At 49.7% G+C, this 26,731-nt stretch carries 23 protein-coding genes; 14 read left to right on the top strand and 9 right to left on the bottom strand.

Annotation, left to right across the window (positions count from 1 at the left end; genetic code table 11):
* Positions 1 to 2 precede the first annotated feature (2 nt).
* Complete coding sequence (locus ACFODX_RS02130; RefSeq protein WP_378115591.1) at positions 3 to 1,364, bottom strand: cytochrome ubiquinol oxidase subunit I; 1,362 nt, start codon at positions 1,362 to 1,364, stop codon at positions 3 to 5.
* Between the two features lie 18 nt (positions 1,365 to 1,382).
* Positions 1,383 to 1,943, bottom strand: coding sequence for a GbsR/MarR family transcriptional regulator (locus ACFODX_RS02125; RefSeq protein WP_378116936.1), 561 nt, complete (start codon positions 1,941 to 1,943; stop codon positions 1,383 to 1,385).
* Between the two features lie 211 nt (positions 1,944 to 2,154).
* Here ACFODX_RS02125 and ACFODX_RS02120 point away from each other — a divergent pair, with 211 nt between their 5' ends.
* Complete coding sequence (locus ACFODX_RS02120; protein ID WP_378115589.1) at positions 2,155 to 3,360, top strand: class I SAM-dependent methyltransferase; 1,206 nt, start codon at positions 2,155 to 2,157, stop codon at positions 3,358 to 3,360.
* Between the two features lie 12 nt (positions 3,361 to 3,372).
* On the opposite strand, the gene ACFODX_RS02115 is transcribed toward ACFODX_RS02120, so the two are convergent.
* Positions 3,373 to 3,633: a TIGR03643 family protein gene (locus tag ACFODX_RS02115; RefSeq protein WP_378115587.1), complete on the bottom strand. Its 261-nt coding sequence runs from the start codon at positions 3,631 to 3,633 to the stop codon at positions 3,373 to 3,375.
* Between the two features lie 114 nt (positions 3,634 to 3,747).
* Entirely contained in the window at positions 3,748 to 5,025 is a 1,278-nt protein-coding gene (locus tag ACFODX_RS02110) for a glycerophosphodiester phosphodiesterase family protein (protein WP_378115585.1), read from the bottom strand.
* A gap of 204 nt (positions 5,026 to 5,229) precedes the next feature.
* On the opposite strand from ACFODX_RS02110, the gene ACFODX_RS02105 reads away from it, so the two are divergent.
* The gene (locus ACFODX_RS02105; protein ID WP_378115583.1) at positions 5,230 to 7,266 is read left to right on the top strand and encodes a phytanoyl-CoA dioxygenase family protein; all 2,037 of its coding nucleotides are present in this window, start codon (positions 5,230 to 5,232) and stop codon (positions 7,264 to 7,266) included.
* Positions 7,267 to 7,317: 51 nt separating this feature from the next.
* Here the strand turns inward: ACFODX_RS02105 and ACFODX_RS02100 are convergent, their stop codons facing one another.
* The 4 genes from ACFODX_RS02100 to ACFODX_RS02085 all read right to left on the bottom strand — a co-directional run bounded on the left by ACFODX_RS02100 (position 7,318) and on the right by ACFODX_RS02085 (position 10,747).
* Complete coding sequence (locus ACFODX_RS02100; protein ID WP_378115581.1) at positions 7,318 to 8,208, bottom strand: substrate-binding periplasmic protein; 891 nt, start codon at positions 8,206 to 8,208, stop codon at positions 7,318 to 7,320.
* A gap of 398 nt (positions 8,209 to 8,606) precedes the next feature.
* The gene (locus ACFODX_RS02095; RefSeq protein WP_378115579.1) at positions 8,607 to 8,909 is read right to left on the bottom strand and encodes a YebG family protein; all 303 of its coding nucleotides are present in this window, start codon (positions 8,907 to 8,909) and stop codon (positions 8,607 to 8,609) included.
* Between the two features lie 122 nt (positions 8,910 to 9,031).
* Complete coding sequence (locus tag ACFODX_RS02090; protein ID WP_378115577.1) at positions 9,032 to 10,045, bottom strand: glycosyltransferase family 2 protein; 1,014 nt, start codon at positions 10,043 to 10,045, stop codon at positions 9,032 to 9,034.
* A gap of 156 nt (positions 10,046 to 10,201) precedes the next feature.
* On the bottom strand, positions 10,202 to 10,747 hold the full coding sequence (locus ACFODX_RS02085) for an MliC family protein (protein ID WP_378115575.1): 546 nt from the start codon (positions 10,745 to 10,747) through the stop codon (positions 10,202 to 10,204).
* Positions 10,748 to 10,836: 89 nt separating this feature from the next.
* Between ACFODX_RS02085 and murJ the strand changes: the two genes are divergently transcribed.
* The 7 genes from murJ to ispH all read left to right on the top strand — a co-directional run bounded on the left by murJ (position 10,837) and on the right by ispH (position 18,819).
* Positions 10,837 to 12,450: a murein biosynthesis integral membrane protein MurJ gene (gene murJ / locus ACFODX_RS02080; protein ID WP_378115573.1), complete on the top strand. Its 1,614-nt coding sequence runs from the start codon at positions 10,837 to 10,839 to the stop codon at positions 12,448 to 12,450.
* 99 nt (positions 12,451 to 12,549) lie between these two features.
* The gene (gene ribF / locus ACFODX_RS02075; RefSeq protein ID WP_378115571.1) at positions 12,550 to 13,506 is read left to right on the top strand and encodes a bifunctional riboflavin kinase/FAD synthetase; all 957 of its coding nucleotides are present in this window, start codon (positions 12,550 to 12,552) and stop codon (positions 13,504 to 13,506) included.
* Positions 13,507 to 13,559: 53 nt separating this feature from the next.
* Positions 13,560 to 14,054 (top strand): MgtC/SapB family protein, encoded by a 495-nt coding sequence (locus ACFODX_RS02070; protein ID WP_378115569.1) that lies wholly within the window; start codon positions 13,560 to 13,562, stop codon positions 14,052 to 14,054.
* A gap of 56 nt (positions 14,055 to 14,110) precedes the next feature.
* Positions 14,111 to 16,909: an isoleucine--tRNA ligase gene (ileS, locus tag ACFODX_RS02065; protein ID WP_378115567.1), complete on the top strand. Its 2,799-nt coding sequence runs from the start codon at positions 14,111 to 14,113 to the stop codon at positions 16,907 to 16,909.
* Positions 16,909 to 17,436, top strand: a complete 528-nt coding sequence (gene lspA / locus ACFODX_RS02060; RefSeq protein WP_378115565.1) for a signal peptidase II — start codon at positions 16,909 to 16,911, stop codon at positions 17,434 to 17,436. The genes ileS and lspA overlap by 1 nt, the downstream gene beginning before the upstream one ends.
* Entirely contained in the window at positions 17,429 to 17,878 is a 450-nt protein-coding gene (locus tag ACFODX_RS02055) for an FKBP-type peptidyl-prolyl cis-trans isomerase (protein WP_324256838.1), read from the top strand. Before lspA ends, ACFODX_RS02055 begins: the two co-directional genes overlap by 8 nt.
* 2 nt (positions 17,879 to 17,880) lie before the next feature.
* Complete coding sequence (gene ispH, locus ACFODX_RS02050) at positions 17,881 to 18,819, top strand: 4-hydroxy-3-methylbut-2-enyl diphosphate reductase (RefSeq protein ID WP_324256837.1); 939 nt, start codon at positions 17,881 to 17,883, stop codon at positions 18,817 to 18,819.
* A 17-nt stretch (positions 18,820 to 18,836) separates the two neighbouring features.
* Here ispH and ACFODX_RS02045 read toward each other — a convergent pair whose 3' ends face one another.
* The gene (locus ACFODX_RS02045) at positions 18,837 to 19,364 is read right to left on the bottom strand and encodes a GspH/FimT family pseudopilin (RefSeq protein ID WP_378115562.1); all 528 of its coding nucleotides are present in this window, start codon (positions 19,362 to 19,364) and stop codon (positions 18,837 to 18,839) included.
* A 224-nt stretch (positions 19,365 to 19,588) separates the two neighbouring features.
* On the opposite strand from ACFODX_RS02045, the gene ACFODX_RS02040 reads away from it, so the two are divergent.
* The 5 genes from ACFODX_RS02040 to ACFODX_RS02020 all read left to right on the top strand — a co-directional run bounded on the left by ACFODX_RS02040 (position 19,589) and on the right by ACFODX_RS02020 (position 26,729).
* Positions 19,589 to 20,137: a GspH/FimT family pseudopilin gene (locus ACFODX_RS02040; RefSeq protein ID WP_324256835.1), complete on the top strand. Its 549-nt coding sequence runs from the start codon at positions 19,589 to 19,591 to the stop codon at positions 20,135 to 20,137.
* Positions 20,138 to 20,149: 12 nt separating this feature from the next.
* Positions 20,150 to 20,641 (top strand): type IV pilus modification protein PilV, encoded by a 492-nt coding sequence (gene pilV, locus ACFODX_RS02035; RefSeq protein WP_324256834.1) that lies wholly within the window; start codon positions 20,150 to 20,152, stop codon positions 20,639 to 20,641.
* Between the two features lie 10 nt (positions 20,642 to 20,651).
* Positions 20,652 to 21,722, top strand: coding sequence for a PilW family protein (locus ACFODX_RS02030; RefSeq protein ID WP_378115559.1), 1,071 nt, complete (start codon positions 20,652 to 20,654; stop codon positions 21,720 to 21,722).
* 27 nt (positions 21,723 to 21,749) lie between these two features.
* A complete protein-coding gene (locus ACFODX_RS02025) occupies positions 21,750 to 22,295 on the top strand; it encodes a pilus assembly PilX family protein (RefSeq protein WP_324256832.1) in 546 nt (181 codons plus the stop codon).
* 174 nt (positions 22,296 to 22,469) lie between these two features.
* Positions 22,470 to 26,729: a pilus assembly protein gene (locus ACFODX_RS02020; protein WP_378115557.1), complete on the top strand. Its 4,260-nt coding sequence runs from the start codon at positions 22,470 to 22,472 to the stop codon at positions 26,727 to 26,729.
* Positions 26,730 to 26,731 lie beyond the last annotated feature (2 nt).

Genomic DNA, 26,731 nt, shown 5'->3' with positions numbered 1-26,731 from the left:
CCTTAAGATACTTGCTGTGCGTTAAATAATGTTTCCTGCAGGCTTTTGATCTCTTCCGGGCGATCCACCAGTACGGCTTTTCTTGCCATCAGGAATAGCGTGCGCACATACGCAAATAACAGCACAACATAAAGCGTTACATAAATCGCCAGTGAAATGCCCACATTGGCGGCGGGTGTGGTGGTCACTGCATCGGCGGTGGTTAATACGCCGGTGACTAACCAGGGCTGGCGGCCAATTTCAGTTACGTACCAACCTGCAAGTGTGGCAAGCCAACCGGAGAAGGTCATGCCCACAAATATTTTTAATAACAGTGGCGATATTTCTTTGTTGCGCCAGTGCTGAAACACCGCCCACCAGGATACCAACAGCATCAGTACTCCTATGCCCACCATGATGCGGAAGCCGTAAAACAGCGGGGCAACCGGTGGATGAACGCCTGCAAATTCATTAATACCTTTTAATTCGCCATTGGCATCGTGGGTGAGAATCAAACTCGCCAGTTTTGGTATTTCAATTGCGAATTTATTGGTTTGTGTCTCTTTATCGGGAATGGCAAACAATACCAGCGGCGCACCTTTTTCGGTGTGCCATACGGCTTCAATGGCGGCGACTTTGGCAGGTTGGTGCTCCAGCGAATTCAAACCATGTATATCGCCCAGAAAAATTTGGAGCGGAATTAAAATGGCTGCCGCTATGCTTGCGGTTTTAAGCGCGAGGCGCGGTGCTGGTTTGTGATCGCCTTTTAAAATGCGATAGGCAGAGAGGCCAGCAATTAAAAACGCCGCCGTTAAACCTGAGGCAACCAGCATATGCGCTAAACGATAAGGCATGGATGGATTAAAAATAATCGCCAGCCAATCGGTGGGATAGGCCACACCATCGCGCAGTTCAAAACCGGTGGGGGTTTGCATCCATGAGTTGAGTGCGATGATCCAAAACGCCGACATAGTGGTGCCAAACGCGACTAAAAAAGTCGCCAGTGTATGTATGCGATTGGATACGCGATCAATACCAAACAACATAATGCCGAGGAAAGTTGCCTCTAAAAAAAATGCAGTCAGCACTTCATAACCCAGCAGCGGCCCGGCGATATTACCCACGGTTTCCATATAGCCCGGCCAGTTGGTGCCAAATTGAAAACTCATGGTGATACCACTGACCACGCCGAGTGCAAAGGTGAGCGCAAATACTTTTACCCAAAAGCGATAGGCGCGCATCCACACTTCATCGCCACTGCGGTTGTAGCGAATTTTGAAGTACAACAAAAACCAACAGAGTGCGATGGTGATGGTGGGAAATAAAATATGAAACGAAATATTCGCGGCAAATTGAATGCGTGAAAGGATCAGTGTGTCGAGCATGACATATACCTCGGTCAATTATTTCGTGGATTCTTTTTTGCCACCCAATAAACGATCCTTCATGTCGAGTACTTTGCCGATACTGCTACCTAGCTTGAGTAATTTGCCCAGGTTGGCTGAATCCAGCCGTTGGATTTCCTGTGTCCAGAGCGTAATCATTTCAATCAGCTCGTGCATTTCGCGCATCCGTTGCTGCGCGTATTCCTCCTCGGCGTTGGCGGGCTGCTCAATTAATAAATTGCGCAGGGTGGAAAGAGTCGGGTCTATTTCCCGTTTGCGGCGCTGTTCAATCAGGGTTTTGGCTATGTCCCACACATCGCCCGGCGCGGAATAAAATTCTTTGCGCTCACCGGGGCGATGCTGCAGCTTCACCAACTCCCAGGACATTAATTCTTTTAAACCCATGCTCACATTGGAGCGCGAAATGCCCAGTGCCTCGGTCATATCGTCGGCGCACAGCGGCTCTTTGCTCAGCACTAACAGGGCATACATTTGCCCCACGGTACGGTTGATCCCCCAGCGGCTCCCCATTTCACCAAAATGGAGGATGCAGGATTGGATCATTGGGGTGAGGGTAATCGGCATTTGTGGAATTCCTGTAATTTCAGTAATTACTGAAATTACAGGAATTCGTTGATCTAGGTCAAGTAAAATCTCGCCTCTGGCTATTGCTGAAGTAAGTGGAGTTGACAGCGTGGTTGTGCGCGGCTGGGCAGCAAAAGGGTAATATAGCCACCTTGTTCCTGTAGGCGCTTTGCCTATAGAAACTGACTATTGGAGTAGAGTGGTGATGAGTGAAGCCCCAAATGCCGAGTTAGCCAGCTTTTTTACCGACTGCCAGCAGGCATTTACTGCCGGCAAGTTACAGCGTTTGGTGCTGTCCAAATACAAAGGTGCCGAGGCGGATTTAAATCGTATTACTATTCGCCCGGTGCAGATAAAAGAGCAGCAGCTGCTGTCGTTTTTATACGACTATCGCACCAACCATGTGACTAAAAATTTCGCGCTCAGCGAGGCGGTCACGCAATTGCAGCAGTGGCTAGGTGCAGATTTCCACAACGCCCATCTAATTACTCATGAGTGGGAAATCCAAATAAGTTTCAGCAAAAAAGGTAAGGTGCTGATTAATAAAAATCGCAATAAAAATACTGCCGCAGCGGGCGCTCAAGCAGGCGCTGCGGTTGAGGTTGCACACAATCGCGCGAAACTGCGCTATGTGGAACAGGATCGACCTTACTTGCGCGAGTTGGGAATTACTGATGCGAATGGTCAAATCATTCCGGCTATGTCGCGCAAGTGGAAACAAATCAATAAATTTATTGAAGTGCTTTCTACGGCAATCCAGCAAACGGGGTTGGATAAACGCCGCGAATTACACATCGCTGATTTCGGTTCAGGCAAAGCTTATTTAACTTTTGCGGTACACGATTATTTAACGGCAAATCTCGGTGTGAAAACCCAGGTTACAGGGGTGGAGTTGCGGCAGGGCTTGGTGGATTTATGCAATCAAACCGCCCACAAATTGGCGCTGGCGGGAATCAAATTCGAACAGGGTGATGTGCAGCATTTTGCCGCACAAAATATCAATATTATGATTGCGCTACATGCCTGCGACACAGCAACTGACTACGCATTGAATATGGGCATTCGCACCGGCGCCGAGATTATTATGTGTTCGCCCTGTTGCCACAAACAAATCCGCCCGCAATTAAAAAGCCCGGCGTTGCTCGCGCCGCTGTTACAGCATGGCATTCATTTGGGGCAAGAGGCAGAAATGCTCACCGATGGTTTGCGTGCGCTTTTGCTGGAAGCGCATGGTTATGACACCAAGGTGTTTGAATTTATTTCACTCGAACACACCAGCAAAAATAAAATGATCCTCGCCCAAAAACGCAAAACGCCGCGCGACAATAGTGAGATTTTGCAACAGATCGCTGACATCAAAGCCTTTTATGGTATTCAGGAGCAGTGTTTGGAAACGCTGCTGTGTAATTGATGGCGTTTCGGTTTAGCGCTTGTACTGCGTAGGGCAGTAACCGCGGTTAATATCAGGCGAGCGTAATTGCAGGTGTTTGGTTTTTCGCCCGCTCACTCGTTCACGCCACAGGCGAAACGATGAAGGTTTTAGCTCGCGCCGCATCAATGCGCGCACATCCGGCTCGCCTAAACCGTAGAGGGTTTTTATGGCTTCAAAAGGTGTGCGATCTTCCCAGGCCATTTCAATAATGCGCGAGATGTCGGCTTGGGTGAATAATTGTTTGTCGTGCATAACCTGGCTCCAAGTGAGCCTAATGTTACGTGCTGGCCTGCAGGCAGATCACTGCGCCATAAAAAAGCCGCGGTCATCGGTGATGACTGCGGCTTTGTGTTTTTAGCGTTGCGTTTATTTCAAATCCATACAGCTCGCGTAATAACTCACGCTGGCGGGCCAGTCGGAGAAAATTCCAATCACGCCGACATCTTTCGCCAATACATGCAGTGCATCCATCATATCGCCGTCATTATTAATGGCCGGGTTGATGGTTTGGTAATACCAGCCACCGCCATTTTTTAATGGGCCTGAGCGCTCAAATGACCAGGTGATAATTTTTAATCCGGCTTTTTTAGCATTGCGTGCATATTCTGATGGAATGATTTTATTGTTGTTGTCGAGCGCGAGCAAAACCCAAATGGGTGGTGCGACAATCTTGAAACCTTCATCGGCATAGAGTTGTAAATCTGCTGCGGTGGGCAGGTCGGCGATAGTATTGGCATCGTCCAGATACACCGCTTGTTTGCCAAACGCTGGTTCGTGGTTAATCCAGTAGCGAATGTCCTGAATATCAAATGATTGTGGCCAGACATCGCGTGCTTTTACGCCGGCGGCTTTGTATTCATCAATCATTTGTTGCGCGTACATGGCTTGGGTGTAGGTGCCTTCAAAGGGCATAGCTACGCTGGCCGATTTTAATTCGGGTGTCATTTTTACCCCGAGTTTTTTAAACAGTTGAATGCTCTCTGCGTGGGTAAGCAAGGTGCCTTTGTCGGCGTATAAATCGGTGCGCCAGCTGGCGGTGCCTTTCAGGTATTCATCCACTGTTGTTGCTTTTGGATTAAACGCATCCATTTTTCCGCGCAGGGTTTTAAATTCAGCGAGGGTGATATCGCTGGTGCAACAGTTAGCGCTGGCCGCTTTGCCGCTCACAGGATCAAAGGGCGAAAAATTCTGGCTGCATTTACTGGCGAGCGGTGTGGCGAGAATATTGGTCGTGGTGTGCAGGTCACATTGTGAATGGCGGCATACCAGCTGTTTGTCTTTGGTAAAGGTGACATCGCATTCCAAAATGCCGGCGCCCATTTTTGCTGCCGCTTCGTAAGATTCTTTGGTGTGCTCGGGAAATTGTAAGGGCGCGCCGCGATGGCCAATCGAGAAATTGGTTTTTTTAACTGGCTGGTTAATACAGCTTTGCAATTTCTTCTTGAGCGCGCTTGGGTCCATATCCTCTACTAAAAATTGTGGGCGCGGGCCAAGTTGGATGCCGGCGTTGCTGTGTTTTTGGTTGTCGTAGTGGTTGTTCTGGTGATTGTGGTGATTGTCTTTATCGCTATGGGCAGCGGCGAAGCCGGCCATCAGCAGTAGCGCTAATGCAGTAATGGTAAATACTTGAATTCGGCCTGGCATGGGAACCTCCTTGGGGCTGGGTTGGATGTTGCAGGCTCAACCCTAGCGGCCAATTATGAAGTTAATTTGCCGGTTTGATGACAGCTTGGCGATGCTGAATGGATTTGTGCAGCAGGTCGCAACGCGTGAAATAGCGTGAAATACCAAAAAAGATAATTTGCGATAGTCTTAAGCTTTTCCGCAATTGTTTAAGGATGCTATTTGATGGTTACTGATCTGCCCCAGCGTATTGCTGAACTGCTCGCCAGCACCAGTGCGGGTGAAGCCAAACCCAAAGTTGACGAGTTGGTACAGCGGTTGTGTGATATCACCGGGCTGGAATTGCATCCGGCACTGTTTCTGGATAAGCATGCCACTATCACCGCGCAGGGCAAGGCGGTATCGCCCACTACGGCGGCGCAGTGCGCGGAAGATGTGCAGCGCACACGCATTTTTATGCAGGGTGTTTACGCGGCAATCCAGCAAAAGTTGCAGCACCTTCATCAGCGCAACCATCAACAAGGTCATCAACAAGGCCATCAACAATCCATCGATATTCTATACGCGGGCACTGGCCCATTTGGTTTATTGCTAATTCCGCTGTTGCCGTTATTCGATGCGGCGCCGCTGCGTGTGACGCTGTTGGATATTCATGCCGAGTCGCTGGAAAAAGTGCAGCGCCTGATTCGTTTTTTGGGCGTGGAGCGTTTTATTGTGCGGCTGGAGCAGGCCGATGCCTGTGTGTGGCAAAGCCCGGAGCAATTCGATCTGATCATTTCCGAGACTATGCGGCAGGGGCTGATACAGGAGCCGCAGGTCAGTATTTTTAGTCATCTACAACAATTTTTAAAAACCGATGGTTGGTTGATCCCGGAAATGATTCGCCTGGATTTATGGTTGAGTGCCGGCGCTTCCCTTGCGGGGCGTGAATGCAAAAATCCTGATTTGCATTTGGGGCCGGTATTTAAGTTGGATAAAACGAGCGCGCTGCAATTGGGTAAGGGCGACACTGGCTGCGCGCAGGGAAGCCTATGGGTGCCGGACTATGCCGACGTATTGCAGGATTTAAAATTAACCACTTTTATCCAAGTATTTGCTGGTTATCAGCTACACGAAAATCAATCGCAGCTGACCCTACCACTTTATGAGCGCAACGCCCGAGTTTTGCCCAATTCAATGCTGCATTTTCGTTACGAGTTGGGTGTTTATCCCCAATGTGTTTTTCGCTATGAAAAATTGCCCGAACTCGCCGATGGTGTATTGCCCGATAGTTTGGAAAAAAATAGTCAGGGTATTTATCACCTCAAGCGACTGTGGCACAAAATTCAGTTGCGCAAACAAGCGAGCCAGTCTGCGGCGGCGCGACAACAATTAACCGCCATTCCGGAGAATGAATGGCTATTGGATAAGATTTTACTGGATCAGTTGGGTGTGGGGCTTGAGCCTGCTATGCAGCAACTCTATTCCGCGCGCGCGCTTGTGGATGTTGAGTATTGGCTCGCGAGTGCCAATGCCGGCACCTTTGCACCGCAACAGGTCGAACAGACCAATAATGCGATACGCCACTTTATTGACAATAAACAGCAGGCGCTGAATTGCCGGGCGGATTTGCCGCTGGATGAGGTGCAGCTTGCACACTGGCATGAGCAGGGTTATTTGATTGTGCCGGGCGTGTTGTCAGCCAGTGAAACTGCAGCAGCACGCGCTGCTATTTGGGAGTTTTTAGGTATGCGGGAGGAGGATCCTGCCAGTTGGTATCAATCGTCGGCGCAGATGAAAAAAATTATGGTGCAGTTATTTGCCCATCCCGCCTTTGAAGTGGCGCGTAGTTCGAGTTATATCCTCCGCATTTTTCAGCAGCTGTGGCAGCGCGAGGATCTGGTCATGACCACAGATCGCGTGGGCTTTAACCCGCCGGAAACTGACCGGTGGCAGTTCCCCGGGCCGGGAATGCATTGGGATGTGGAATTAACGCCGCCGATTCCGTTTGGCACCCAGGCGTTGATTTATTTAACCGATGTGGAGGAACACCAGGGAGCATTTTGCTGTGTGCCAGGGTTTCATAAAAAAATCGACCAGTGGCTGGCCGCGCAACCGCAGGGTGTGGATTTACAACAGCAGGATTGGGCGCAGTGGCCGGTAAAACCCATCGCCGCCAAGGCGGGTGATTTGATTATTTGGCATCACGCATTGCCGCACGGCAGCAGCCCTAACCGCGCCAGGTTTCCGCGCATGGTGCAATACCTGAATATGTACGCCTAGGATTTTGGTTGGTGCTCGCCCCGCCGCTGAGGGGCGAGCACTGCGGGAGCATTATTCGTTGAAGCTGTAGGGATCGAACCAGAGCGATGCATCATCCAGTGGCGTTTTTTTCGATAGCCCCGGATTGTCCAATTTAATCAGTGTGCGATTTTTCAAATTGGCTTTGGTCATCACATCTTTTACGGTTGGGTCATTAAAAAAATATTCATTAAAACTGCCATCTTCAATCGCAAGGCGCAAACCGCGCTCTATATCTTGCGCGAGTTTGGTGTTGTCTTTATTGACGAAAAAGTAAAAAGGATTGGTGTAGGCAAGCAGCAGGTTCTTCTCCACTTCCAGTTCCAGGCTCGGGTAGCGCTGCATTTCCGACCAGGGTTCGTGGGCGCCGCGCGGAAAGGCATCAAAGCGTTCGCCATCCAACATGTAAAACAACCCTTCGTATTTTAAAACTTTCACTACATTCAAACCGTTGGCGGTAAGTACGTTAGTGTCTGCCCAGAAATGCCCCTGGCCGAGTGAAACACGGCGTAAATCCTCAAGGGTTTTAATGCCATCAAACTTGTGTTGATTGCCTTTTTTTATCATCAATACCCGGTAGCCCAGCAAGCCGCGATAAATAGGAATGTAAACCGGCTGGAGTTTTTCCTCCAGCTCGTTGGTAGTTGCATACCAGACCACGTCCAGCTGTTTGTCCATCAACATACTGACCATGCGCTCTTCGCTGGTATTGGGTACTGTCTCTGCCAGCGTGTAGTTTTCTGGGAGTTTGCTCAGGGCTAATTGCAGCAGCCCTCTGGCATAAATCTCGATGCTGTTATTGCCCTGCACAATCCGCAGGGTTTCTGCGTGGGTTGTCAGGGGGTAGCTGATAAGTGCGAAAAGCAGGCTGCCGATTGCCAAAAGTTGGTGACGCAAGTGAAGGCACACATTTTTTATATACATATCGTCATTTCCACTGGTCTGTATTGTTATTGCTTTATCCAGTCACAAGGCTGGAGCTATAGTTATATAGTAAAAATGACAATAAGGCAAAAAAACAAAAAAGCCACCGCACCCGTTGAGGTTCCATAGGAAAGGTGCAGTGGTGAAAGCGATTCGTTTCTGTGGTCGCTTGTGGCTGACAAGCGGGCATTAACGAATGGTTGGAAGCGGGTGCGCAATGCCGGGAGCAACAACTGCTGCTGGGGACTAGTGGTTACACCCAGCAAAAGCACACCTTTACACGAACAAACCACTGAGTGGTGATTCAGTTGTTTGTGGGGTGTTGATGGCTGTGTGGGCGGCCATCAACTGCGCGGACGTTTGTGGGCGCGTCCGCGCTTACAACAAACCGCTGCTGCCTAGTTGTCCTTGTCCGTGGCGGCGGTGGTTTTGCTGTTCAGGGTGGCAGGCTTTTCGTAGGTGAAAGGCTGCAACAATTCATCGGGTTTGCCCTTACAGGCTTTGGCTAACAATTCGCGGCGCTGCGCCAACAGCAGGCCAATCGCTTCGCTGTGCTGTTCATCAATACCGGGGATATTGTCTTCAATCAGCTGGGTAATGTTGGCAGCAAGCTCCAGGTACTTATCGTGCTCTTCCGCGATTTTTCTGTCTTCAAACATACTGCCATCCCGATCACATAACCAAACGGCGACTACTGCCATGGGGTAAATCCTCAACAAAGTTGTTACTGTTTTTATATACAGTATATGGAGGTTGAACTTATGTCAACCTCCAAAAACCGGGGCTTGGTTGGTCTGTCTAGGGGTGGCTATCGCATCCGTTACTAAATGCTGCTCGCGGTTGGCGTGCTGCGTAAGCGCGCTTTCAATTGTTTGAGTTCCCGCGTGAATTTGAGGAAGTGAAATAAAAACCGCGGGTGTATTTGCAGTGCAAGCCTGAGCGCAGGAATGTCGAGCTGCCATTGTTGTTGGCGAGCTGTCACCTCTGGCAAAACAGTGCGCAACTCATCTGTTTGCAGTGAACGCGCTTCTCTTGTCAGTTGTAACAGCGTCCTGATTTGTAGTGCTTTCAGGTGTCGTTGCTGGTTTGGCCTGGAGACAAAATGTCCGCAACTTTCAATGCTGTGCAGCCACCATAAATAGCCGCAGGTCTGGAACTTCCTGCCGGTTGCCCCTGTTGCGCGCAGGCGGTAGTGATAGACATTGGCGGTAATGAGCACCAGTTTTTTTGCGTTAGCAAACACTTCGGCACAATACAGGGTGTCTTCTGCCATGGTTACATTAGGCGGGTTGAGGATATGTGCAAAGCTGGCACGGCAAAACAGCTTGCCCCAGGTGTGACCACGTATCTCCTGATGTTGCAGGAAGGCCGATAAAATCGCGTCGTCCCGGTAGATTTTCTCTTTTGTTACATTGTGGTTCGCTGGTCGTGATTTTTGTTCATCAAAAATAATGCAGTTACCTTTGACTACATCCGCGCCATGTTTGATGGCCGCCGCATACAGCTGCTCCAGCGCCATGGCGGGCAGTCGATCATCCGAATCGACAAAGGTAAAGTATCGTCCGGTTGCGGCTTGAATTCCCCGGTTGCGGGCATTCGATACGCCGCTATTTTTATCCTGACAAATCAGCCTTGCCCTGCCTGGGTAGTTGGCGATAAAACTTTCACAGATCGCCTTGCTCTTGTCGGTCGAGCAGTCGTCAATCAGTAGTATCTCGTAGGGTAGGCTAAAGCTTTGGCTTGCAAGCGAGGAGAGGCATTCAGGCAAATAATCCTGAACGTTAAATACGGGCACAATCACCGAGATTGCCGGTGTTTCATCGACCTTAATAAACATACAACTTCCTGATATTGAAACAATCTGATCCCAATCGCGGCAAGCCAGCGGCTGGGGAGCAGATTGTGCCATTGTGTCTGGGGATCAGAAAATTGTGCAGATGTTATTTTTTGTGAGATGAGCGCTAAGTAGCCTTTTGCTCTGGTTTGGCTGAGGTCAGCGGGCTGGCGCACATTGGTGGGTAGTGTCTGGTTGCCACTGGATGCTCGCCTCGCCCTGATGTTCCCAAAAGCTGGCATTGCTGCCTTCGTACTTGCTGCCGCTTGCGGCTGGTACTGCCGTTAACTCGCGGGTTTCACCCTGATGGCTAAGGTGCAGGCGGTTGTTGGCGGGGTCATTCAGGTCGTTGTGAAACAGCGCGGTAAACTCTGACTGGGCTGCATCTGTACATACGAAGCGAAAGGGGCCGCGCTGTGCGTTATCGGCTGCCGGTGCAGCGGCGCTTGGGCGGGGTTGAGTGTAATCCACACTGTCGTCGCAGGTGCCGTCATCTTCACAGTCGTTCATGCCATCTTGGTTGGCATCCCAGCTGGGGTGCATGGTTTTCTTTGCGGTGTAGTCGATGAGAGGAGCGTCTTGCGGGGTTGGTGTAGGTGCCGGCTCTTTGCTGCAGCCAGCCAGTAGTAAAGTAAGGCTGATGCAGGCAAGTGTGTTCATTGCGCCAATAGATACAGTGCCAATGGATATGCTGCGGATAGACATGGTATAGCTCCTTGTTTGGCGGGCGGGTGTTGTGCCTGAGTATAACAGCCGTGGATAATGCCGCCTTTTCGCCTGCACAGGATTCACCCGTGTCCGACTCTGCGTCATCGCCAGCTCCACACCAGCCGCCCAGCCCGCCTAAAACCAAGCCCGGCAGCCTGTTGCGCTCCAGTTTGCTCACCGGCTCCATGACCATGGTATCGCGGGTGCTGGGTTTGATTCGCGACATAGTACTGGCGGCGGTATTGGGTGCCGGTGGCGCCATGGATGCCTTTGCTATCGCCCAGAAAATCCCCAATTTTTTCCGCCGTTTATTTGCCGAGGGTGCCTTCTCGCAAGCCTTTATTCCGGTGTTATCGGAGTACCGCGAGAAGGGCACCCACGCCGCGGTTAAAGAGTTGGTGGATAAGGTCGCCGGTTGCTTGGGTTCCATCCTGCTGTTGTTTACCCTGATCGGTGTGGCCGGTGCGGTGGGTTTTGCCTATGTGTTTGGCTACGGTTATGCGGATGAGCCGGAGAAGTTCTCGCTGCTGGTCGAGCTGGTGCGCATCACCTTTCCCTATTTGATGTTGATATCGCTCACCGGTTTTGCCGGCGCGATTTTAAATAGCTATGACCGCTTTGCGATTCCGGCCGTCACGCCGATTTTCCTGAATATTTTTATGATCGCCGCCGCGCTGCTGGTGGCGGATTTCTTCCCCAATCCAGCCTATGCCTTGGCTTGGAGCATTGTAGCGGCGGGGGTGTTTTCGCTGCTGTTCCAGCTGCCATTTTTAAAACAAATCCACCTTATGCCATCGCCCAAGCTGGATTGGTCGCACCCCGGCGTAAAACGCATTTTGGTGCTCATGACCCCGGCGCTGTTTGGCGTGTCGGTAAGCCAATTGAACCTGCTGTTGGACTCGGTTATCGCCACCATGCTGGGCGATGGCGCCGTGAGCTGGCTGTTCTATTCCGACCGTTTGGTGGAGCTGCCGCTCGGCGTGTTTGGGGTTGCGATTGCGACGGTGATTATGCCGGGCTTGTCGCGCCTGAGTGCGGCGCAGTCGGGCGAAAAATTCAGCCAGATGCTCGATTGGGCGATTCGTTTTGTGGTGCTTATCGCGCTGCCGGCGACCCTCGCGCTGATCATTTTGGCGGAGCCGATTTTGTACACCCTGTTCTATCACGGCGAAATGAAGCAGACGGATATTCTTATGTCGGCCTACAGCCTCAAAGCCTATGCGCTCGGGCTGTTTGCCTTCATGCTCATCAAGGTGCTAGTGCCGGGCTATTTTGCGCGACAGGATATGAAAACGCCGGTGCGTATCGGCATCATCGCCATAGGCGCGAATATTTTGATGAAGCCGCTGGTGGTCATCCCGCTGGTCATGCTCTGGGGTTTGGGGCATGTGGGGCTGGCGTTTACCACCGCGATGGCGGCCTATGTGAATGCCTGGTTGCTCTATCGCGGCCTACGGCGCGCAGGGGTTTACACGCCCAGCGATCAGTGGGTGAAACTCTGGTTGCGCTATGGGGCGGCCAATGGCGCCATGGTGGCAGTATTGCTCGCCTTTCTCTGGCATTGGAATCTCTGGGTGGATTGGCCTGCGCTGGAGCGGGTAATTCGCCTTGGCATTCTCTGCGCGGCAGGCTTTGCTGCCTACCTGCTCGCGCTCTTGGCGGTCGGCGTGCGCCTGCGGGATTTCAAAGCCCAGCCCTAGCCCTGGCTCTAACGCCGGGGCGGGGTAGGCTCAGGCGTCGCCGCTCCTGTATACTGCCGCCCTTCGTTTTTGGGCAAATTGGTTGAGGCAAAGCACAGCGTGAATCCTGCGGCACCAGCGTTTATTCGCGGCTTACATAACCTGCGCCCCTGGCATCGCGGCTGCGTGGCTACTATCGGTTCATTTGATGGTGTCCATCTTGGGCATCAGGCGATACTGCGCCAATTGATGGATGTCAGTCGCTACTACAACTTGCCCGCAGTGGTAATCGTGTTTGAGCCACAGCCGCATGAGTTTTTCTCTGGCGATAAAGCCCCTGCGCGTTTAATGCGATTGCGCGAAAAGGTGCAGGCATTGCTGGCCGCCGGAGTATCGCGGGTACTCTGTGTGCAATTTAATCAAGCCTTGCGCAACCTCACTGCTGAAGCTTTTGTAGAGCGGGTGTTATTAGATGGTCTTGCCATCAAACACTTGGTGGTGGGCGACGATTTTCGTTTTGGTTGTGATCGCCGCGGCGATTTTGCTTTGCTACAGCGCCTTGGGCGTGAACGCGGTTTTGGTGTGACCGATACCTGTACCCTGGAACTGGGCGGCGAGCGAGTCAGTAGTACACGCATCCGACAGCTGTTGGAGATGGGGGATTTCAACCAAGCCGAAAATCTGCTTGGTAGGCCTTACAGTATCAGCGGTCGCATTGCCTATGGCCAGCAATTGGGTAGCAAGTTAGGTGTGCCTACCGCTAATGTTCACCTGCGCCGTTATCGTTCGCCCTTGCACGGTGTTTTTACCGTCACGGTCAAATTTGCCGATGGCAGTTTGCATTCAGGGGTGGCGAATGTTGGCATTCGCCCCACGGTAAGTGGCGATAAAAAACCCTTACTGGAAGTGCATCTGTTTGATTTTTCGCGTCGCGTATACGGCGCAAAAATCGATGTGGTTTTTCACTCCAAGTTGCGCGACGAACAAAAATTTAATTCATTGGATGAACTGCAAACACAACTGCAGCGCGATATCGCGCAGGGAAGAGAATTTTTTCAGCACCTGAGTGCTCGCTAAAAAGCCTTGAGGTTGCAAAATATTTTCATTCTGGTGAAAAAGGAGTTGTGAGTATGGGCAGTGTTTGGCAGCAGATTTCCGCCACCTTTGTGGCAGAGTTTTCCGACCTCAAGGATGTTGGTGAAATTACCACGCTAATAATTCGCCTGTTAATGGCCGCCTTGTTGGGTGGGATTTTAGGTTTTGAACGAGAGCAGCGCGGCAAAGCGGCAGGCATTAAAACTCACATGCTGGTTGCTATTGGCGCTGCGCTGTTTGTGCTGATCCCCCAGCGGGCGGGGCTCTCGGATGCCGAGTTGAGCCGTGTTATGCAGGGAATTATTGCCGGCATTGGCTTTCTTGGTGCTGGCGCTATTTTAAAAGGTAACAACGAACAGGATCTCAAAGGTCTTACCACCGCCGCCGGTATTTGGTTAACTGCTGCTATTGGTGTTGCCGCCGGCTTGGGGCGCGAAGCTTCGGCAATTCTCTGCACCCTGCTGGCATTGGTTATTTTATTGATTACGCCCAAATTGGTAGGCCTGCTGGACGTTAAAGAAAAGCAGTAACTGGGCGAGAATTCATCACTATTTTTTTATTTTGTTAACAAAGTTGACCGTGAATCATGACTGATTACAAAGCCACACTGAATTTGCCCAACACCGGTTTTGCGATGAAAGCAAACCTCGCCCAGCGCGAGCCGGACATGCTCAAACAATGGCAAGCGAGCGATTTGTATCAACAAATTCGTGCAGCGCGTGCAGGGCGCGAGCAATTTATTTTGCACGACGGCCCACCCTACGCCAATGGCGATATTCATATCGGTCACGCGGTTAACAAAATTCTTAAAGACATTATCGTCAAAAGCAAAACCTTGAGCGGTTTTGATGCGCCCTATGTGCCTGGTTGGGATTGTCACGGTTTGCCCATTGAGCACAACGTGGAGAAAAAAATCGGCAAAGCGGGCGATAAAGTCGATGTAAAAACCTTCCGCAACAAATGCCGCGAATACGCCGCCAAACAAGTGGATGGCCAGAAAGCTGACTTTGTGCGCTTGGGGGTTTTAGGTGAGTGGGACAAACCCTATCTCACCATGGATTACAAATTTGAAGCGGACATTATTCGCGCGCTCGGCAAAATTGCGGAAAACGGCCATCTACACAAAGGGTTTAAACCTGTGTACTGGAGTGTAGTCGGCGGTTCTGCACTGGCTGAAGCGGAAGTGGAGTATCAGGATAAAACCTCTTTTTCTATCGACGTAAAGTTTGCGTTTGTCGATCAAGCGGCGATTGAAAAAACAATTTCCGAATTAAGCGGCAGCGGAAAAATTTCCTTAGTCATTTGGACTACCACGCCTTGGACCTTACCTGCTAACCAAGCGGTTTCTGCCAATGCAGAAGTGGATTACGCCTTGGTACAAGTTGGCGACGAACGTCTGCTGGTTGCTGAAACCTTAATTGGTAGCGTGCTCACACGTGCAAAAATCGAAAGTCATGAAATTGTTGGCCGCGTAAAAGGCGCGGCGCTGGAAAAATTGTTGCTACAACATCCTTTCTATGCGCGCCAGGTGCCGGTGATTCTCGGCGATCACGTCACGACCGATGCCGGTACCGGTTTTGTGCACACCGCACCGGATCACGGCGCAGACGACTTTAATGTCGGCCTGAAATACGGAATCGGCACACTCAATTACATTGACGATCACGGCACCTATCGCCCCAATGTAGAAATTTTTGCGGGCGATCATGTTTATAAAGTGGATGAAAAAGTCATTGCTTTGTTAATTGAAAAAAATGCACTGCTCGCCCAAGGCAAAATCACTCACAGCTTCCCGCACTGCTGGCGCACCAAAACGCCACTGATTTTCCGTGCTACACCGCAATGGTTTGTGAGCATGAGCAAAAATAATTTGCGCGATCAAGTGGCAAAAGCCGTTGATGGCGTGCAATGGGTGCCAGATTGGGGTAAGGCGCGGATTGATGCCATGCTGGCTACCTCGCCGGATTGGTGCATCTCGCGTCAGCGCACTTGGGGTGTGCCCATCGCGTTGTTTGTGAATAAAGAAACGCAAGAATTGCATCCGGAAACTGCACGTTTAATCGAAGCGGTTGCGCAAAAAGTAGAGCAGGGCGGAATGGATGCCTGGTTTGAATTGGATGCCGCCGAATTGCTTGGTGCCGATGCCGATAAATACCAAAAAGTGACTGATACTCTGGATGTTTGGTTCGATTCCGGCGTTACCCATTTTGCAGTGCTCGCCCAGCGCGCCGGTTTGCGTTTTCCTGCTGATTTATATCTGGAAGGTTCAGACCAGCATCGCGGTTGGTTCCAGTCATCACTGAAAACCTCTATGGCGATGCATGCCGTTCCGCCGTACAAAACGGTGTTGACTCACGGTTTTGTGGTGGATGCGCAAGGGCGCAAAATGTCCAAGTCGATTGGCAATGTGATTCCGCCGCAAAAAGTCGTGAATGATTTGGGCGCAGATGTATTGCGCCTCTGGGTTGCTGCGACCGACTTTAGCACCGAGATGAGTGTGTCAGATGAAATTCTAAAACGCACCGCTGATTCTTATCGCCGTATTCGCAATACCGCGCGTTTTATTTTGTCCAACTTGACCGGCTTTAATCCGGCGACAGATGCGGTTGCGCCAGAAAATATGTTGCAGTTAGACCGCTGGATTGTGGCGCGCACGGCGCAGTTGCAGCAAGAAATTATCGCTGCCTACGACAGCTACCAATTGCATTTGATCTACCAAAAGCTGCACAACTTCTGTGTGGTGGAATTAGGTGGTTTCTATCTCGATATTATTAAAGATCGCCAGTACACCGTAAAAGGCGATGCACTGGCGCGCCGCTCGGCACAGACGGCATTGCAACATGTAATTGAAGCTATGGTGCGCTGGATTGCGCCGATTTTAAGTTTCACTGCCGATGAAATTTGGAAAGAAATTGCCGGCGAGCGCGAAGCCAATGTGTTTGTTGCAGAGTGGTACGCATTGCCAGCCATGCCAGCGGATTCCTTTGCTGACAGCTATTGGGATTTGATCGCCCAAGTCAAAGATGCCGTAAATAAAGTGCTTGAAGCAAAGCGTACCGCGGGTGAGGTTGGCGGTTCATTGGGCGCGGAAGTGATTTTGTATTGCGACGAAAAATTGCAAAGCGAATTACAAAAACTCGCCAATGAATTGCGCTTTGTTCTGATTACGTCTACTGCTGAGATTCGCCCCTTGGCGCAGGCGCAGCAAGCCGAGGTAACGGATGTGGTCGGCCTTCAGGTGGCAGTGAAAAAATCCGAGCACGCTAAATGCGAGCGCTGCTGGCATCATCGCGCCGACGTAGGTGCTAACACTGCGCACCCGACTATTTGTTTGCGTTGTGTGGAAAACGTTGATGGTGCGGGTGAATCCCGTCACTTTGCTTAATGGACAATCAGTGGGTGCTGCCGTTGAAAATTTATCAGAAAGTCTGGTTTTGGTATGTTATTGCTCTTGTGATAGTGGCATTGGATCAGGCCAGCAAGCATGCAATCGAAGCCGCCTTTGAGTATGGCGAAACTTTGGTGTTCACGTCGTTTTTCAATTTCACTTTGGCATACAACACCGGCGCGGCATTTAGTTTTCTTGCTGATGCCGGTGGTTGGCAGCGCTGGTTTTTTGCGGTGATCGCGCTAGTGGCCAGCGTGTTATTAAGTGTATGGATTGCGCGCTGCGCTCAACAAAAACCACGCGAAGCTTTTGCGTTAGCATTTATTTTAGGCGGCGCTGTAGGCAATTTGTATGACCGGATTGTGCTGGGGCATGTGGTGGACTTTATTGTGGTGCACTATCAGGATAATTATTGGCCCGCATTCAATCTTGCTGATTCGGCGATTAGCTTGGGGGCTGCCGTGTTGATTATCGACATGTTGTTCAGTAAAGAAAATAGCAAAGAGAATTCGAAAAATGCGTGATTTGGCCATTGGACCAGGTACCAAAATTACTCTGCATTTTGCCTTGCAGTTGGAAAATGGTGAGTTGGTAGATTCCAATTTTGAACGTGATCCTGCCACTTTTACTGTGGGTGACGGCAATCTGTTGCCAGGTTTTGAAAAGGCCTTGTTCGGTATGTTGGAAGGTGAACATAAAACCTTGGTTATCAAACCCGAAAATGGTTTCGGCCAGCGTAATCCAAACAATATTCAGGAAATTGCGCGCAGCCAATTCAGCCCTGATCTTGAGTTGAGTGAAGGGTTGATGTTGTCATTTGCTGATGCACAAAAAACTGAATTGCCCGGCGTTGTAGTGCGTTTTGATGAGGATGTAGTAGTTGTAGATTTTAATCATCCTCTGGCTGGACGCGATATTTTGTTTGAGGTTGCCATACTAAAAATTGAACCGGTGCAGGTACATTAATCATGACCCAAATCAAGCTCGCCAATCCGCGTGGTTTTTGTGCTGGTGTTGATCGTGCGATCGATATAGTTAATCGTGCACTGGATGTTTTTGGTGCGCCTATTTATGTGCGCCATGAAGTCGTACATAACAAATTTGTGGTGGATTCCCTGCGCGAGCGCGGTGCTATTTTTGTCGATGAAGTAGAGCAAGTTCCCGATAACGTGATTCTTATTTTTAGTGCACACGGTGTATCACAGGCGGTGCGTAAAGAGGCGGAAGATCGCGGCTTGCAGGTATTTGATGCAACCTGTCCGCTAGTCACCAAAGTACATATTGAAGTTACCCGCTACAGTCGCGAAGGGCGCGAATGTATTTTGATTGGTCATCAGGGGCACCCGGAAGTTGAGGGAACCATGGGGCAGTACAGCGCAGAAAATGGCGGTGCTATTTATCTGGTGGAAGACGAGAGCGATGTGGATGCACTGGAGGTCAAGGATGCGGAAAACCTTGCTTACGTCACCCAAACAACTTTATCAATGGATGACACGGCCAAGGTTATCGATGCACTGCGTAATAAGTTTCCAAAGATACAGGGGCCGCGCCGCGACGACATCTGTTATGCCACTACCAATCGCCAGGACGCAGTGCGTCAGTTAGCTTTGGAGTGTGATTTGGTCCTGGTGGTTGGCTCGCCTAATTCCTCGAACTCTAATCGCTTGCGCGAGTTGGCTGAGCGCTGTGGCACAGAAGCCTATTTAATCGACGGGCCGCAAGATATTAATCCTGAGTGGATAAAAAACCGCGTCAGTATCGGCATCACCGCGGGTGCGTCTGCACCAGAAGTGTTGGTGAAACAAGTGATTGATAAGTTGACTGCTTGTGGTGCACAAGCGCCCATTGAAATGGATGGCACACCTGAAAATATTAGTTTTTCCCTTCCCAAGGCGCTGCGGCAATAGGGTCGCAGTACTGTTGGTCAATTGATTTCAGTGCATTCTGCTGTCGTGAGTGTTTTAATTCTGGTGCGCCCACCGCGAGAGATAACTAGTGCGTAGCCTGTACCTTCGGTATCTGGGCAGATTTTGATAGTTCCCACTTGAAAAGCGCCGCTACCATTTGGCCCTAATTTGCGTCCCTCGCCCGTACCTATAAAAGAAATATATTTCTCCACATGAGTATTCGCGCTGATTTTCACATTATTCAGCGCTTTCTTTTGCAGTTTGAGTGTTTCTTCCCCGTTCAATTCCCCATCGTGGTTTTTGTCAATAAAGAGTGTCCAGCCTTGCTCCCAATCTTCTTGATTGGCAAGCAGGACAGTGCGGTTATTGCTGGTTACCGCGAGCGAGCGGGATGATTCGATGGCGCGCAGCAGCTCATACATGGCCACCTTGGTGTTGATATCTCTGAGTAGGCTAAAAAAACTGGGCACAGCAAAGCCGATTATGATTGCAGAAATTACTAATACAACCATCAATTCAATCAGTGAAAAACCCTTGGGTTTCATAGGGGGGACCTCTCCTTGGCGTGTTGTTAAACCAGCATAAAAATTTACGCTGGCCGTTCATGCATCCTTGTTGACCGAACATCGCATGCTCAACCGATACGATCAGAGCTTGTGTTAAGTTGTGAGGAATATAAATGGGCAAAAAATACTTGTCGATGCAGTTGATCAATTATTGTTGGCAACTTTGCTTTCTGTCTCAAATCTACCGTGAATAGGCAAGACTAATGAGGAAATTAGCAGGCTTTACGCTCATTGAACTAATGGTAACCCTTGCCGTGGCAGCGATTGCTTTGGGGATTGCCATCCCCAGTTTTAATCAAACCATGCGCAACAACAGCTCGGCAACCCTGGGTAATGAGATGGCTGGAGCGCTCAACTATGCGCGTTCTGAGGCAATAAAACGGGGCAAGCGTGTTTCTATTTGTGCGTCCAGTGATGGCGCAAGCTGTTTGGCAGCGAACAACTGGAAAGAGGGGTGGTTGGTGTTTGTTGATGACGCTGCCGCTGATAACACTGCCGCCCCAACAATCGATACGGTGCTGCGTTACTGGAGCGATATTAATCCCCAAGCGGTAATTAGTGTTCGGACTCTCGCTCCAACACCTGCCGATGTGAGTTTTATCCGCTTTAACAGTTCAGGTGCCTTGGCCAGACTGGATAACTTTGGGCGCCAGGCATCTGCCCGCGTTACAGGTTGTAAGGGTGATGCCGCTGTTCGAATCAATGTCGGTTTGGCCGGTATGTTGAGTACTACCAAACAAGCTTGTCCTTAATCAGGAGCTGTCATGAGGCAAAAGAACATTAACGCGGAATCGCACGTTAACAAACAATCTGGCGCTACCTTGATTGAGGTCGCTGTTACTGTGCTGATTCTTGCAACTTCCTTGTTAGCTATGGCTACGCTGCAAACGCGCTCGCTGCAATTTAACCAGAGTGCTTTTATGCGCTCCCAAGCGAATATTCTTGCCTACGACATTATGGATCGTATGCGCATCAACCGCGGCCTTGATAACGAGAACCGCCTCGCGGCTTATACCGCCGATTACGACGATGAGCCTGCTGGCAATGCAGTGGCCACGGCTGACGTGACCGCTTGGCGTGAAGCTATCGAAAAACAGTTGCCTGAAGGTGAGGGAAAAATCGAGTGCGTGCAGGCAACGCGTATTTGCACTATTTCCATCAGATGGAAGGACTCATCACTGTTTGATGAAAATAATGATGACGAGGATCTTGCAGCAGAAGCTGTCAGTGAATTCGAATTTACCTCAGTGATATGAGAATAAACGTATGAAGAAACAACTAGGTCTGTCACTGATTGAATTGATGATTGCCATCACGCTGGGCTTGATTTTGATTACCGGTGTGTTGCAAGTATTTATTTCAAGCAAAACAGTTTATACCACTCAGCAGGCGCTCTCTCGCATTCAGGAAACCGGGCGTTTAGCGGTAGATTTTTTAGCGCGTGATATTCGTATGGCTGGTTATATGGGGTGTGCTTCGCGTTCATCGGAAATGAAAGTGAGCAACATGCTGAACAATAGCTCCAGTTATCAATATGATTTTACCACCTCAATCATGGGCTACACCGCAGCCAACTTGCCTGCTAACCACGGTTTAAGTCCTTTACCGAAAGCGGATACAGATTTTTTTGTTTTACGCGGTGCTTATGGCTCTGGCGTTGCGATCACTAAAAACAATATGTCCGGGACATTATTTGCTAACAATACAGGTGTAGAAGCGGATGCATGCTCCGACGGTGGTGATCGCGTAAGTGGTATTTGCGAGGGTGATATTTTGGTGGTTACGGATTGCACCAAGGCTCGTGTGTTTCAAGTGGTAAACCTGCAGACAGTCCAGGGGAGCACTGAAATGAATGTTGTACACAGCGGGAATAATAGCTATTCACCCGGTAATGCGAATGCCAGCTGGGGAGGTAATTCAGGCAGTGACGATGAAAAATTCAAACCCGGATCAGAAATTCTATCTGCTACAAGCATTACTTATTTTATTGCGACCGGTACATCCGGCCGCCCAAGTCTCTGGCAAAACACTAATGGTGTGAATTTGGAGTTGCTGGAGGGAGTTGAGGATATGAGTGTGCGTTATGGTGTCGACTCTAACGATGATTTTGTCCCCGACAATTATCGACTGGCCAGTGAAATCGTTAACGCTTCTGATTGGGAAAAGGTAGTTGCCCTGCGTGTTGAGTTGTTAGTTGCCAGTATTGACGACGGTGTTATTCCTGAAATGCAAAAATACAGCTTCGAAGGTGAGGATGATATCGAGCCTGATCCCGCTGATCGCCGTTTACGGCAGGTATTTAGCACAACCGTTGGTATTCGTACTCGTTCCTTTTAGTGATTGCCGGATATGTGGAATTTATTTATGAAACAGCAAATAAGATCTCTTCAGAAACAATCTGGTGCGGTGTTAGTCGTTGGCTTGGTATTGCTGCTTATTTTAACTGTTATCGGACTCGCCTCTATTCGCGGTAGTGATTTGCAAGAGCGTATGGCTGGCAATATGCGCGATAGAAATACTGCGTTTCAATCGGCCGAGGCGGCCCTGCGTGAGGCGGAAAAAGTAATGAATGGCGTGGTTACTCCAAGCTTTAGTGGTGCTGTTGTTGGTTATTGGCCTGACTTGAACAAACCCGATGCTGCACTATCTCGCCCCGCTGAGTGGACAAAAGATGAGTGGGAGGAAAACAGTGTGCAGCTCGACGATGACACAATTAAAGGTGTTGCAGATCAGCCCCGTTACACCGTTGAAAAAGTGATTATTACTCGTCTTGCTGCCAGCCAAGGGAGTGGTGTTGATCATGTAAGCGTTGAGCGAGTTCAGGATGCGGAATTTTATCGCATCACCAGTCGTGGTGTGGGGCTTACAGAGGATTCAGAAGTAATTCTGCAATCCACTTTTGCCCGATAATTTCCTAGGTTTTTGGAGACATTTATGTACACACATTTTCTTGCAAATAAAACAATTACCAAAATCTGGGTTGCTGCGGTCGCTGGCCTATTTTCATTATCTTTAACTCATGTAGCCTTTGCTGAACCACACCAAGAACCTCTGTTTCTGGTGGCGCCAGTTAAACCAATTACCATGTTAAATATGTCCAGGGATCATCAGTTATTCTTTAAGCTATATGATGACTTTTCTGACATTACCGATAGTCGTGCCACCCTAAACAATGCAGTAAACGCCAATTATGGTAAGGATCCTGACGGTATTCCCGATACAACCTATGTGCACGGGTTCAATTATTACGGTTATTTTGATAGCTACAAATGTTATACCTACGACACAACCACTAACCAATTTAATCCGGCCTCCTTCTCTGATACCAAATATTGCAATGCTGGCAATGTGACAAACCAATGGAGTGGTAATTTTCTGAATTGGGCCAGCATGACTCGTATGGATGCCGTGAGAAAAATGTTATACGGCGGCATGCGCTCTACGGATACCACAGCGGCAACTGTGCTTGAACGCGCATACTTGCCCACAGATGCTCACTCATTTGCCAAGTATTATGCTGGCAGTGATATTGCGCAGCTAACTCCTTTTTCCTCGAACATCAATGACGATTTGCTGACATCGGGAATTACTATCTGTAATACCTCGGAGCCTGGAACTGCAGGTTTTTCGCAAGCGGCAACAGCTGCTACCGGCGCTCGTCCGCTGATGCGAGTAGCTCGCGGGAACTACAGTTTGTGGGCAAGTAACGAACGTTGGCAGTGCCGTTGGGGCTCAACGGTTTCTGGTGGCAATGGCAGCAACGGAAATAGCGTTACCGCAAGTGGAATTCCGGCATATTCTGATAGCCCAGTCGATGCGCACAAGTTAGGTTCTGGTTCTGCAGCGGGTGAATTTGTCGCTCGTGTTGCAGTATGTGTGAGTGGTTTAACGGCAATTGATGAAGCCCGTGACAATGAAAAATGTCATCAATACAACAGTACAACAGCCCAGAAGCCTCGGGGTCTACTACAAGTTCATAGCGGAACCCAGCACTTCGGTTTAATGACCGGGTCATACGGTAAAAATAAATCTGGTGGTGTGCTACGGAAGGCAGTTGGGTCGATAACTAACGAAGTTGACAGTAATGGTATTTTCCAAGTGCCCTCCGGCGGCAACAGTATTATTAAGACCTTGGACTTATTGCGCATATATGGCTATCGCTATAGCGATGGCCTCTATCACAACAACAATCACCTGGTGAATACTCCCGGCGCGTCGCAAACAGATGGGTGCCAGTGGGGCACCAGTAGTTTTTCCAATGGGCACTGCGTTAACTGGGGCAACCCCCAGGCGGAGATTTATCTGGAGTCTCTTCGTTACCTCAGTGGCGCTAATAGCCCGCAGTTCGATGTAGATGACTCTGCTTATATCCCCGGGTTAAATCGTGTTACTAGTTGGGGGGACCCTGTGTCTGCATCTACGACTGGCAATTACTGCGCGCCTATCAATGTCGTTCAGTTTGATGCTTCCATGACTTCTTATGACGCCAATGATTTAACAAATGTACCCAGCACAATCGGTGACATAGATGCTGCGACCAATATTATCGGTGCTGCAGAAGGTATTCATGGAAATAGCTATTTCGTGGGGCAGAATGGCACTAACAACAATCAATTGTGTACAGCCAAGACAGTCGGATCCCTGTCCAATGTACTAGGCGCCTGTCCGGATGCGCCCCGACTGGAAGGCAGCTATAAAATTGCTGGTCTGGCATATAAAGCCCGTTCCGCTGGTATTGCTGCCAATCGCGAGAAAGTCAGTACCTATGGTGTATCTCTGGCTGCTTCTGTGCCTAACGTTGTTGTTGCGGTTCCCGGGTCTACTAGTGGTGCCAAGGTGACGATTTTGCCTGCCTGTCGGAACACCAGCCTTACCCCCAATGCTAACTGCGCTATCGTAGACTTTAAGGTGGTATCCCAAACTTTTGGTGAGAGTTCAAACTCAGGGCGCCTTTATGTTAACTGGGAGGATACAGAGCATGGTGGCGATTATGACCAGGACATGTGGGGCATCATCGATTACACGGTAACGGCTGACTCGGTAACAGTAACCACAGACTCAGTTGCTGCCTCTACCCCCTACGCCATGGGATTTGGCTATACCATCAGTGGAACAACTAATGACGGCTTCCATGTCCACTCAGGTATTGGTGGTTACACCGGTGGCGATTGCAATAACTGTCAGGTTGGTAATGCAGCTACATCCAAAGCCTTCACTGTAGGTTCATCCACTGGTTCCCTGCTCAAGCCGCCCTTGTTTTATGCTGCAAAATGGGGCGGTTACGAAAATGATGATTTAACCGCAGACGAGATCGCTGATCTCACAGAAGTAAAGTCCTACTTTAAGGCGATTGATCCGCGCAAATTAGAAACAGAATTGGATAACTTTTTCAGTGAGTTTGGTCAGACTGGCTCATCTGCGACGGTTGCATCCAACTCAACCCGTTTGGAAGATGAAACCAAAGTTTATCAGGCATTATTTAATAGTGATGGCTGGAGCGGAACCATGCGTGCTTATCCGCTGCAAGGCAACGGAACGGTGAGTGAGACCAATGTTAGTTGGACCACAGATACAACACTTACTGCTAGTACGGTTTCTTCTCGCAACGTTTATACCCTTGGTGACAGTGGCGTGGTGAATTTGTCATCGAGCGGTTGGAGTAACAGTGCTGCAGCTGCGCTTAAGTCGGCGCTGCAACTTGCCTCTGAAGCCAATAGTGATAATGCCCAAAAACGTTTCAATTGGTTGATGGGTACTGATCAGGCGGGGTTTCGTCCGCGCCAGAAAATACTGGGCGATATTATTAACTCTGATCCAGCCTATGCTGGTGCAGGCGGTCAACGTTATAACTTGTTACCACCTGCTAATGAAGCTACAGGTATAGATTATGGCGCCGCTGAGTACGAGGAATATGTAGAAGCCAAAGTGAGTCGCACCAAGGCTGTTTTTGTTGGCGCAAACGATGGAATGATGCATGCCTTTAATGCGGAGACCGGTGCTGAGCTGTTTGCTTATATTCCGCGCGGTGTATACGCCAAGTTGGCATCTCTTTCTGATGTTAATTACCAACACAAATACACTGTGGATGGCCCTCTTTATGTCGGGGATGCTTACATTGAGGTTAATGGAGTAAAACAGTGGCGCACCTTGGTAAGTGGGACTCTTGGAGCGGGTGGTCGCGGCGCCTATTTATTGGATGTTACTGATGTTCTAACAACCGGCGGTGCTCCCCGCGTAATATTTGATATTCACGCTGGGGATACTTCGCTTAGCTATCGCAATGATTTAGGGTATAGCAACAGCGCCATGCTAATTGTGCCAAGCCCCGGCGGACGCTGGAGTGCCATTCTGAGTAATGGCACTGAAAGTGTTAACGGTACTGCAAAACTGATAGCTATCGATGTGCAAACACCTACCAGCGTCAAATCTATTGCCACGTCCACGCAAACGGGCAACGGTCTCTCCGGGGCTGCTTTGTTACCGGATGCTGAAGGTGTATCTACTTACGCTTATGCTGGAGATATCAAGGGGAATATGTGGAGGTTTGATTTAACATCCACAAGCATCAGCAGCTGGGGCCTTTATGCTTACCCGGGAGGTGGCAATAACGCCAAACCATTGATAACGGTAGTGGATGCGAGTGGAAATTTGCAGCCTATCACCGGTACGCCGACATTAGGCAGAAATGCCCTTAAGCTGGCGGGCAACGGTGCCAATCAAAAGCCGTCGATTATGGTGTATTTTGGCACTGGTAAATATTCCGAGGTTGCGGACATTTCCAGTACCGCGGTCCAAAGCATATATGCCATCGCTGATGTCGATGACGATATTATTCTCAATGCGGCGCAGCGAAATAATCTGCTCAAACAAAAGGTTATTACCAGCGAGAACAGTACAACGCGAACGGTTTCTCCTGATGCAACACCGGTAGCAGCCCCTCAAGAACCGGTTGTTGATTGGGATGACTACAAGGGATGGTATCTTGATTTAAAATATGGCAACAACCTTAAAGGTGAGCGCGTCATTGTTAAGCCTTTATTGATGTTCGACCGTTTGATACTTAACACTTTTATTCCTTCTGCCAATCAGTGTGATTATGGTGGCAGTGGTTGGTTGATGGAACTCACCGGCGTTGGTGACAAATATGTAGGGCTTAAAATGCTGGTTGAAACCAATGGGCTAAGCCAGTTCCTGACTGATCCAGTACTCGGTGACTTGGTGCCGATCCTCGCAGGGGAGAGGGCTTACCTGCTTGGAAGTAGCTTGGGCGGTAAGATTACAGCAGAGGAAGTAAATACCGGGGCAGGCTCACGCGGCCGTATGTCCTGGCGTCAATTAAAATAAGG

Source organism: Cellvibrio fontiphilus (assembly GCF_042646205.1).
Classification (GTDB): Bacteria; Pseudomonadota; Gammaproteobacteria; order Pseudomonadales; family Cellvibrionaceae; genus Cellvibrio; species Cellvibrio fontiphilus_A.
This window is presented reverse-complemented; position numbering and strand designations above follow the sequence as displayed.

Excerpts from the sequence above, each read along its gene's own strand:
- pilV (WP_324256834.1), top strand. The coding sequence starts at position 20,150 with ATGAGGCAAAAGAACATTAACGCGGAATCGCACGTTAACAAACAATCT.
- ACFODX_RS02040 (WP_324256835.1), top strand. The coding sequence starts at position 19,589 with ATGAGGAAATTAGCAGGCTTTACGCTCATTGAACTAATGGTAACCCTT.
- ACFODX_RS02120 (WP_378115589.1), top strand. The coding sequence starts at position 2,155 with ATGAGTGAAGCCCCAAATGCCGAGTTAGCCAGCTTTTTTACCGACTGC.
- ACFODX_RS02055 (WP_324256838.1), top strand. The coding sequence starts at position 17,429 with ATGCGTGATTTGGCCATTGGACCAGGTACCAAAATTACTCTGCATTTT.
- ACFODX_RS02115 (WP_378115587.1), bottom strand. The coding sequence starts at position 3,633 with ATGCACGACAAACAATTATTCACCCAAGCCGACATCTCGCGCATTATT.
- ACFODX_RS02020 (WP_378115557.1), top strand. The coding sequence starts at position 22,470 with ATGTTAAATATGTCCAGGGATCATCAGTTATTCTTTAAGCTATATGAT.
- ileS (WP_378115567.1), top strand. The coding sequence starts at position 14,111 with ATGACTGATTACAAAGCCACACTGAATTTGCCCAACACCGGTTTTGCG.
- ACFODX_RS02025 (WP_324256832.1), top strand. The coding sequence starts at position 21,750 with ATGAAACAGCAAATAAGATCTCTTCAGAAACAATCTGGTGCGGTGTTA.
- ACFODX_RS02130 (WP_378115591.1), bottom strand. The coding sequence starts at position 1,364 with ATGCTCGACACACTGATCCTTTCACGCATTCAATTTGCCGCGAATATT.
- ACFODX_RS02100 (WP_378115581.1), bottom strand. The coding sequence starts at position 8,208 with ATGTATATAAAAAATGTGTGCCTTCACTTGCGTCACCAACTTTTGGCA.
- ACFODX_RS02045 (WP_378115562.1), bottom strand. The coding sequence starts at position 19,364 with ATGAAACCCAAGGGTTTTTCACTGATTGAATTGATGGTTGTATTAGTA.
- ispH (WP_324256837.1), top strand. The coding sequence starts at position 17,881 with ATGACCCAAATCAAGCTCGCCAATCCGCGTGGTTTTTGTGCTGGTGTT.
- ACFODX_RS02030 (WP_378115559.1), top strand. The coding sequence starts at position 20,652 with ATGAAGAAACAACTAGGTCTGTCACTGATTGAATTGATGATTGCCATC.
- ACFODX_RS02085 (WP_378115575.1), bottom strand. The coding sequence starts at position 10,747 with ATGTCTATCCGCAGCATATCCATTGGCACTGTATCTATTGGCGCAATG.
- ACFODX_RS02095 (WP_378115579.1), bottom strand. The coding sequence starts at position 8,909 with ATGGCAGTAGTCGCCGTTTGGTTATGTGATCGGGATGGCAGTATGTTT.
- ACFODX_RS02105 (WP_378115583.1), top strand. The coding sequence starts at position 5,230 with ATGGTTACTGATCTGCCCCAGCGTATTGCTGAACTGCTCGCCAGCACC.
- ACFODX_RS02070 (WP_378115569.1), top strand. The coding sequence starts at position 13,560 with ATGGGCAGTGTTTGGCAGCAGATTTCCGCCACCTTTGTGGCAGAGTTT.
- lspA (WP_378115565.1), top strand. The coding sequence starts at position 16,909 with ATGGACAATCAGTGGGTGCTGCCGTTGAAAATTTATCAGAAAGTCTGG.
- ACFODX_RS02110 (WP_378115585.1), bottom strand. The coding sequence starts at position 5,025 with ATGCCAGGCCGAATTCAAGTATTTACCATTACTGCATTAGCGCTACTG.
- ACFODX_RS02090 (WP_378115577.1), bottom strand. The coding sequence starts at position 10,045 with ATGTTTATTAAGGTCGATGAAACACCGGCAATCTCGGTGATTGTGCCC.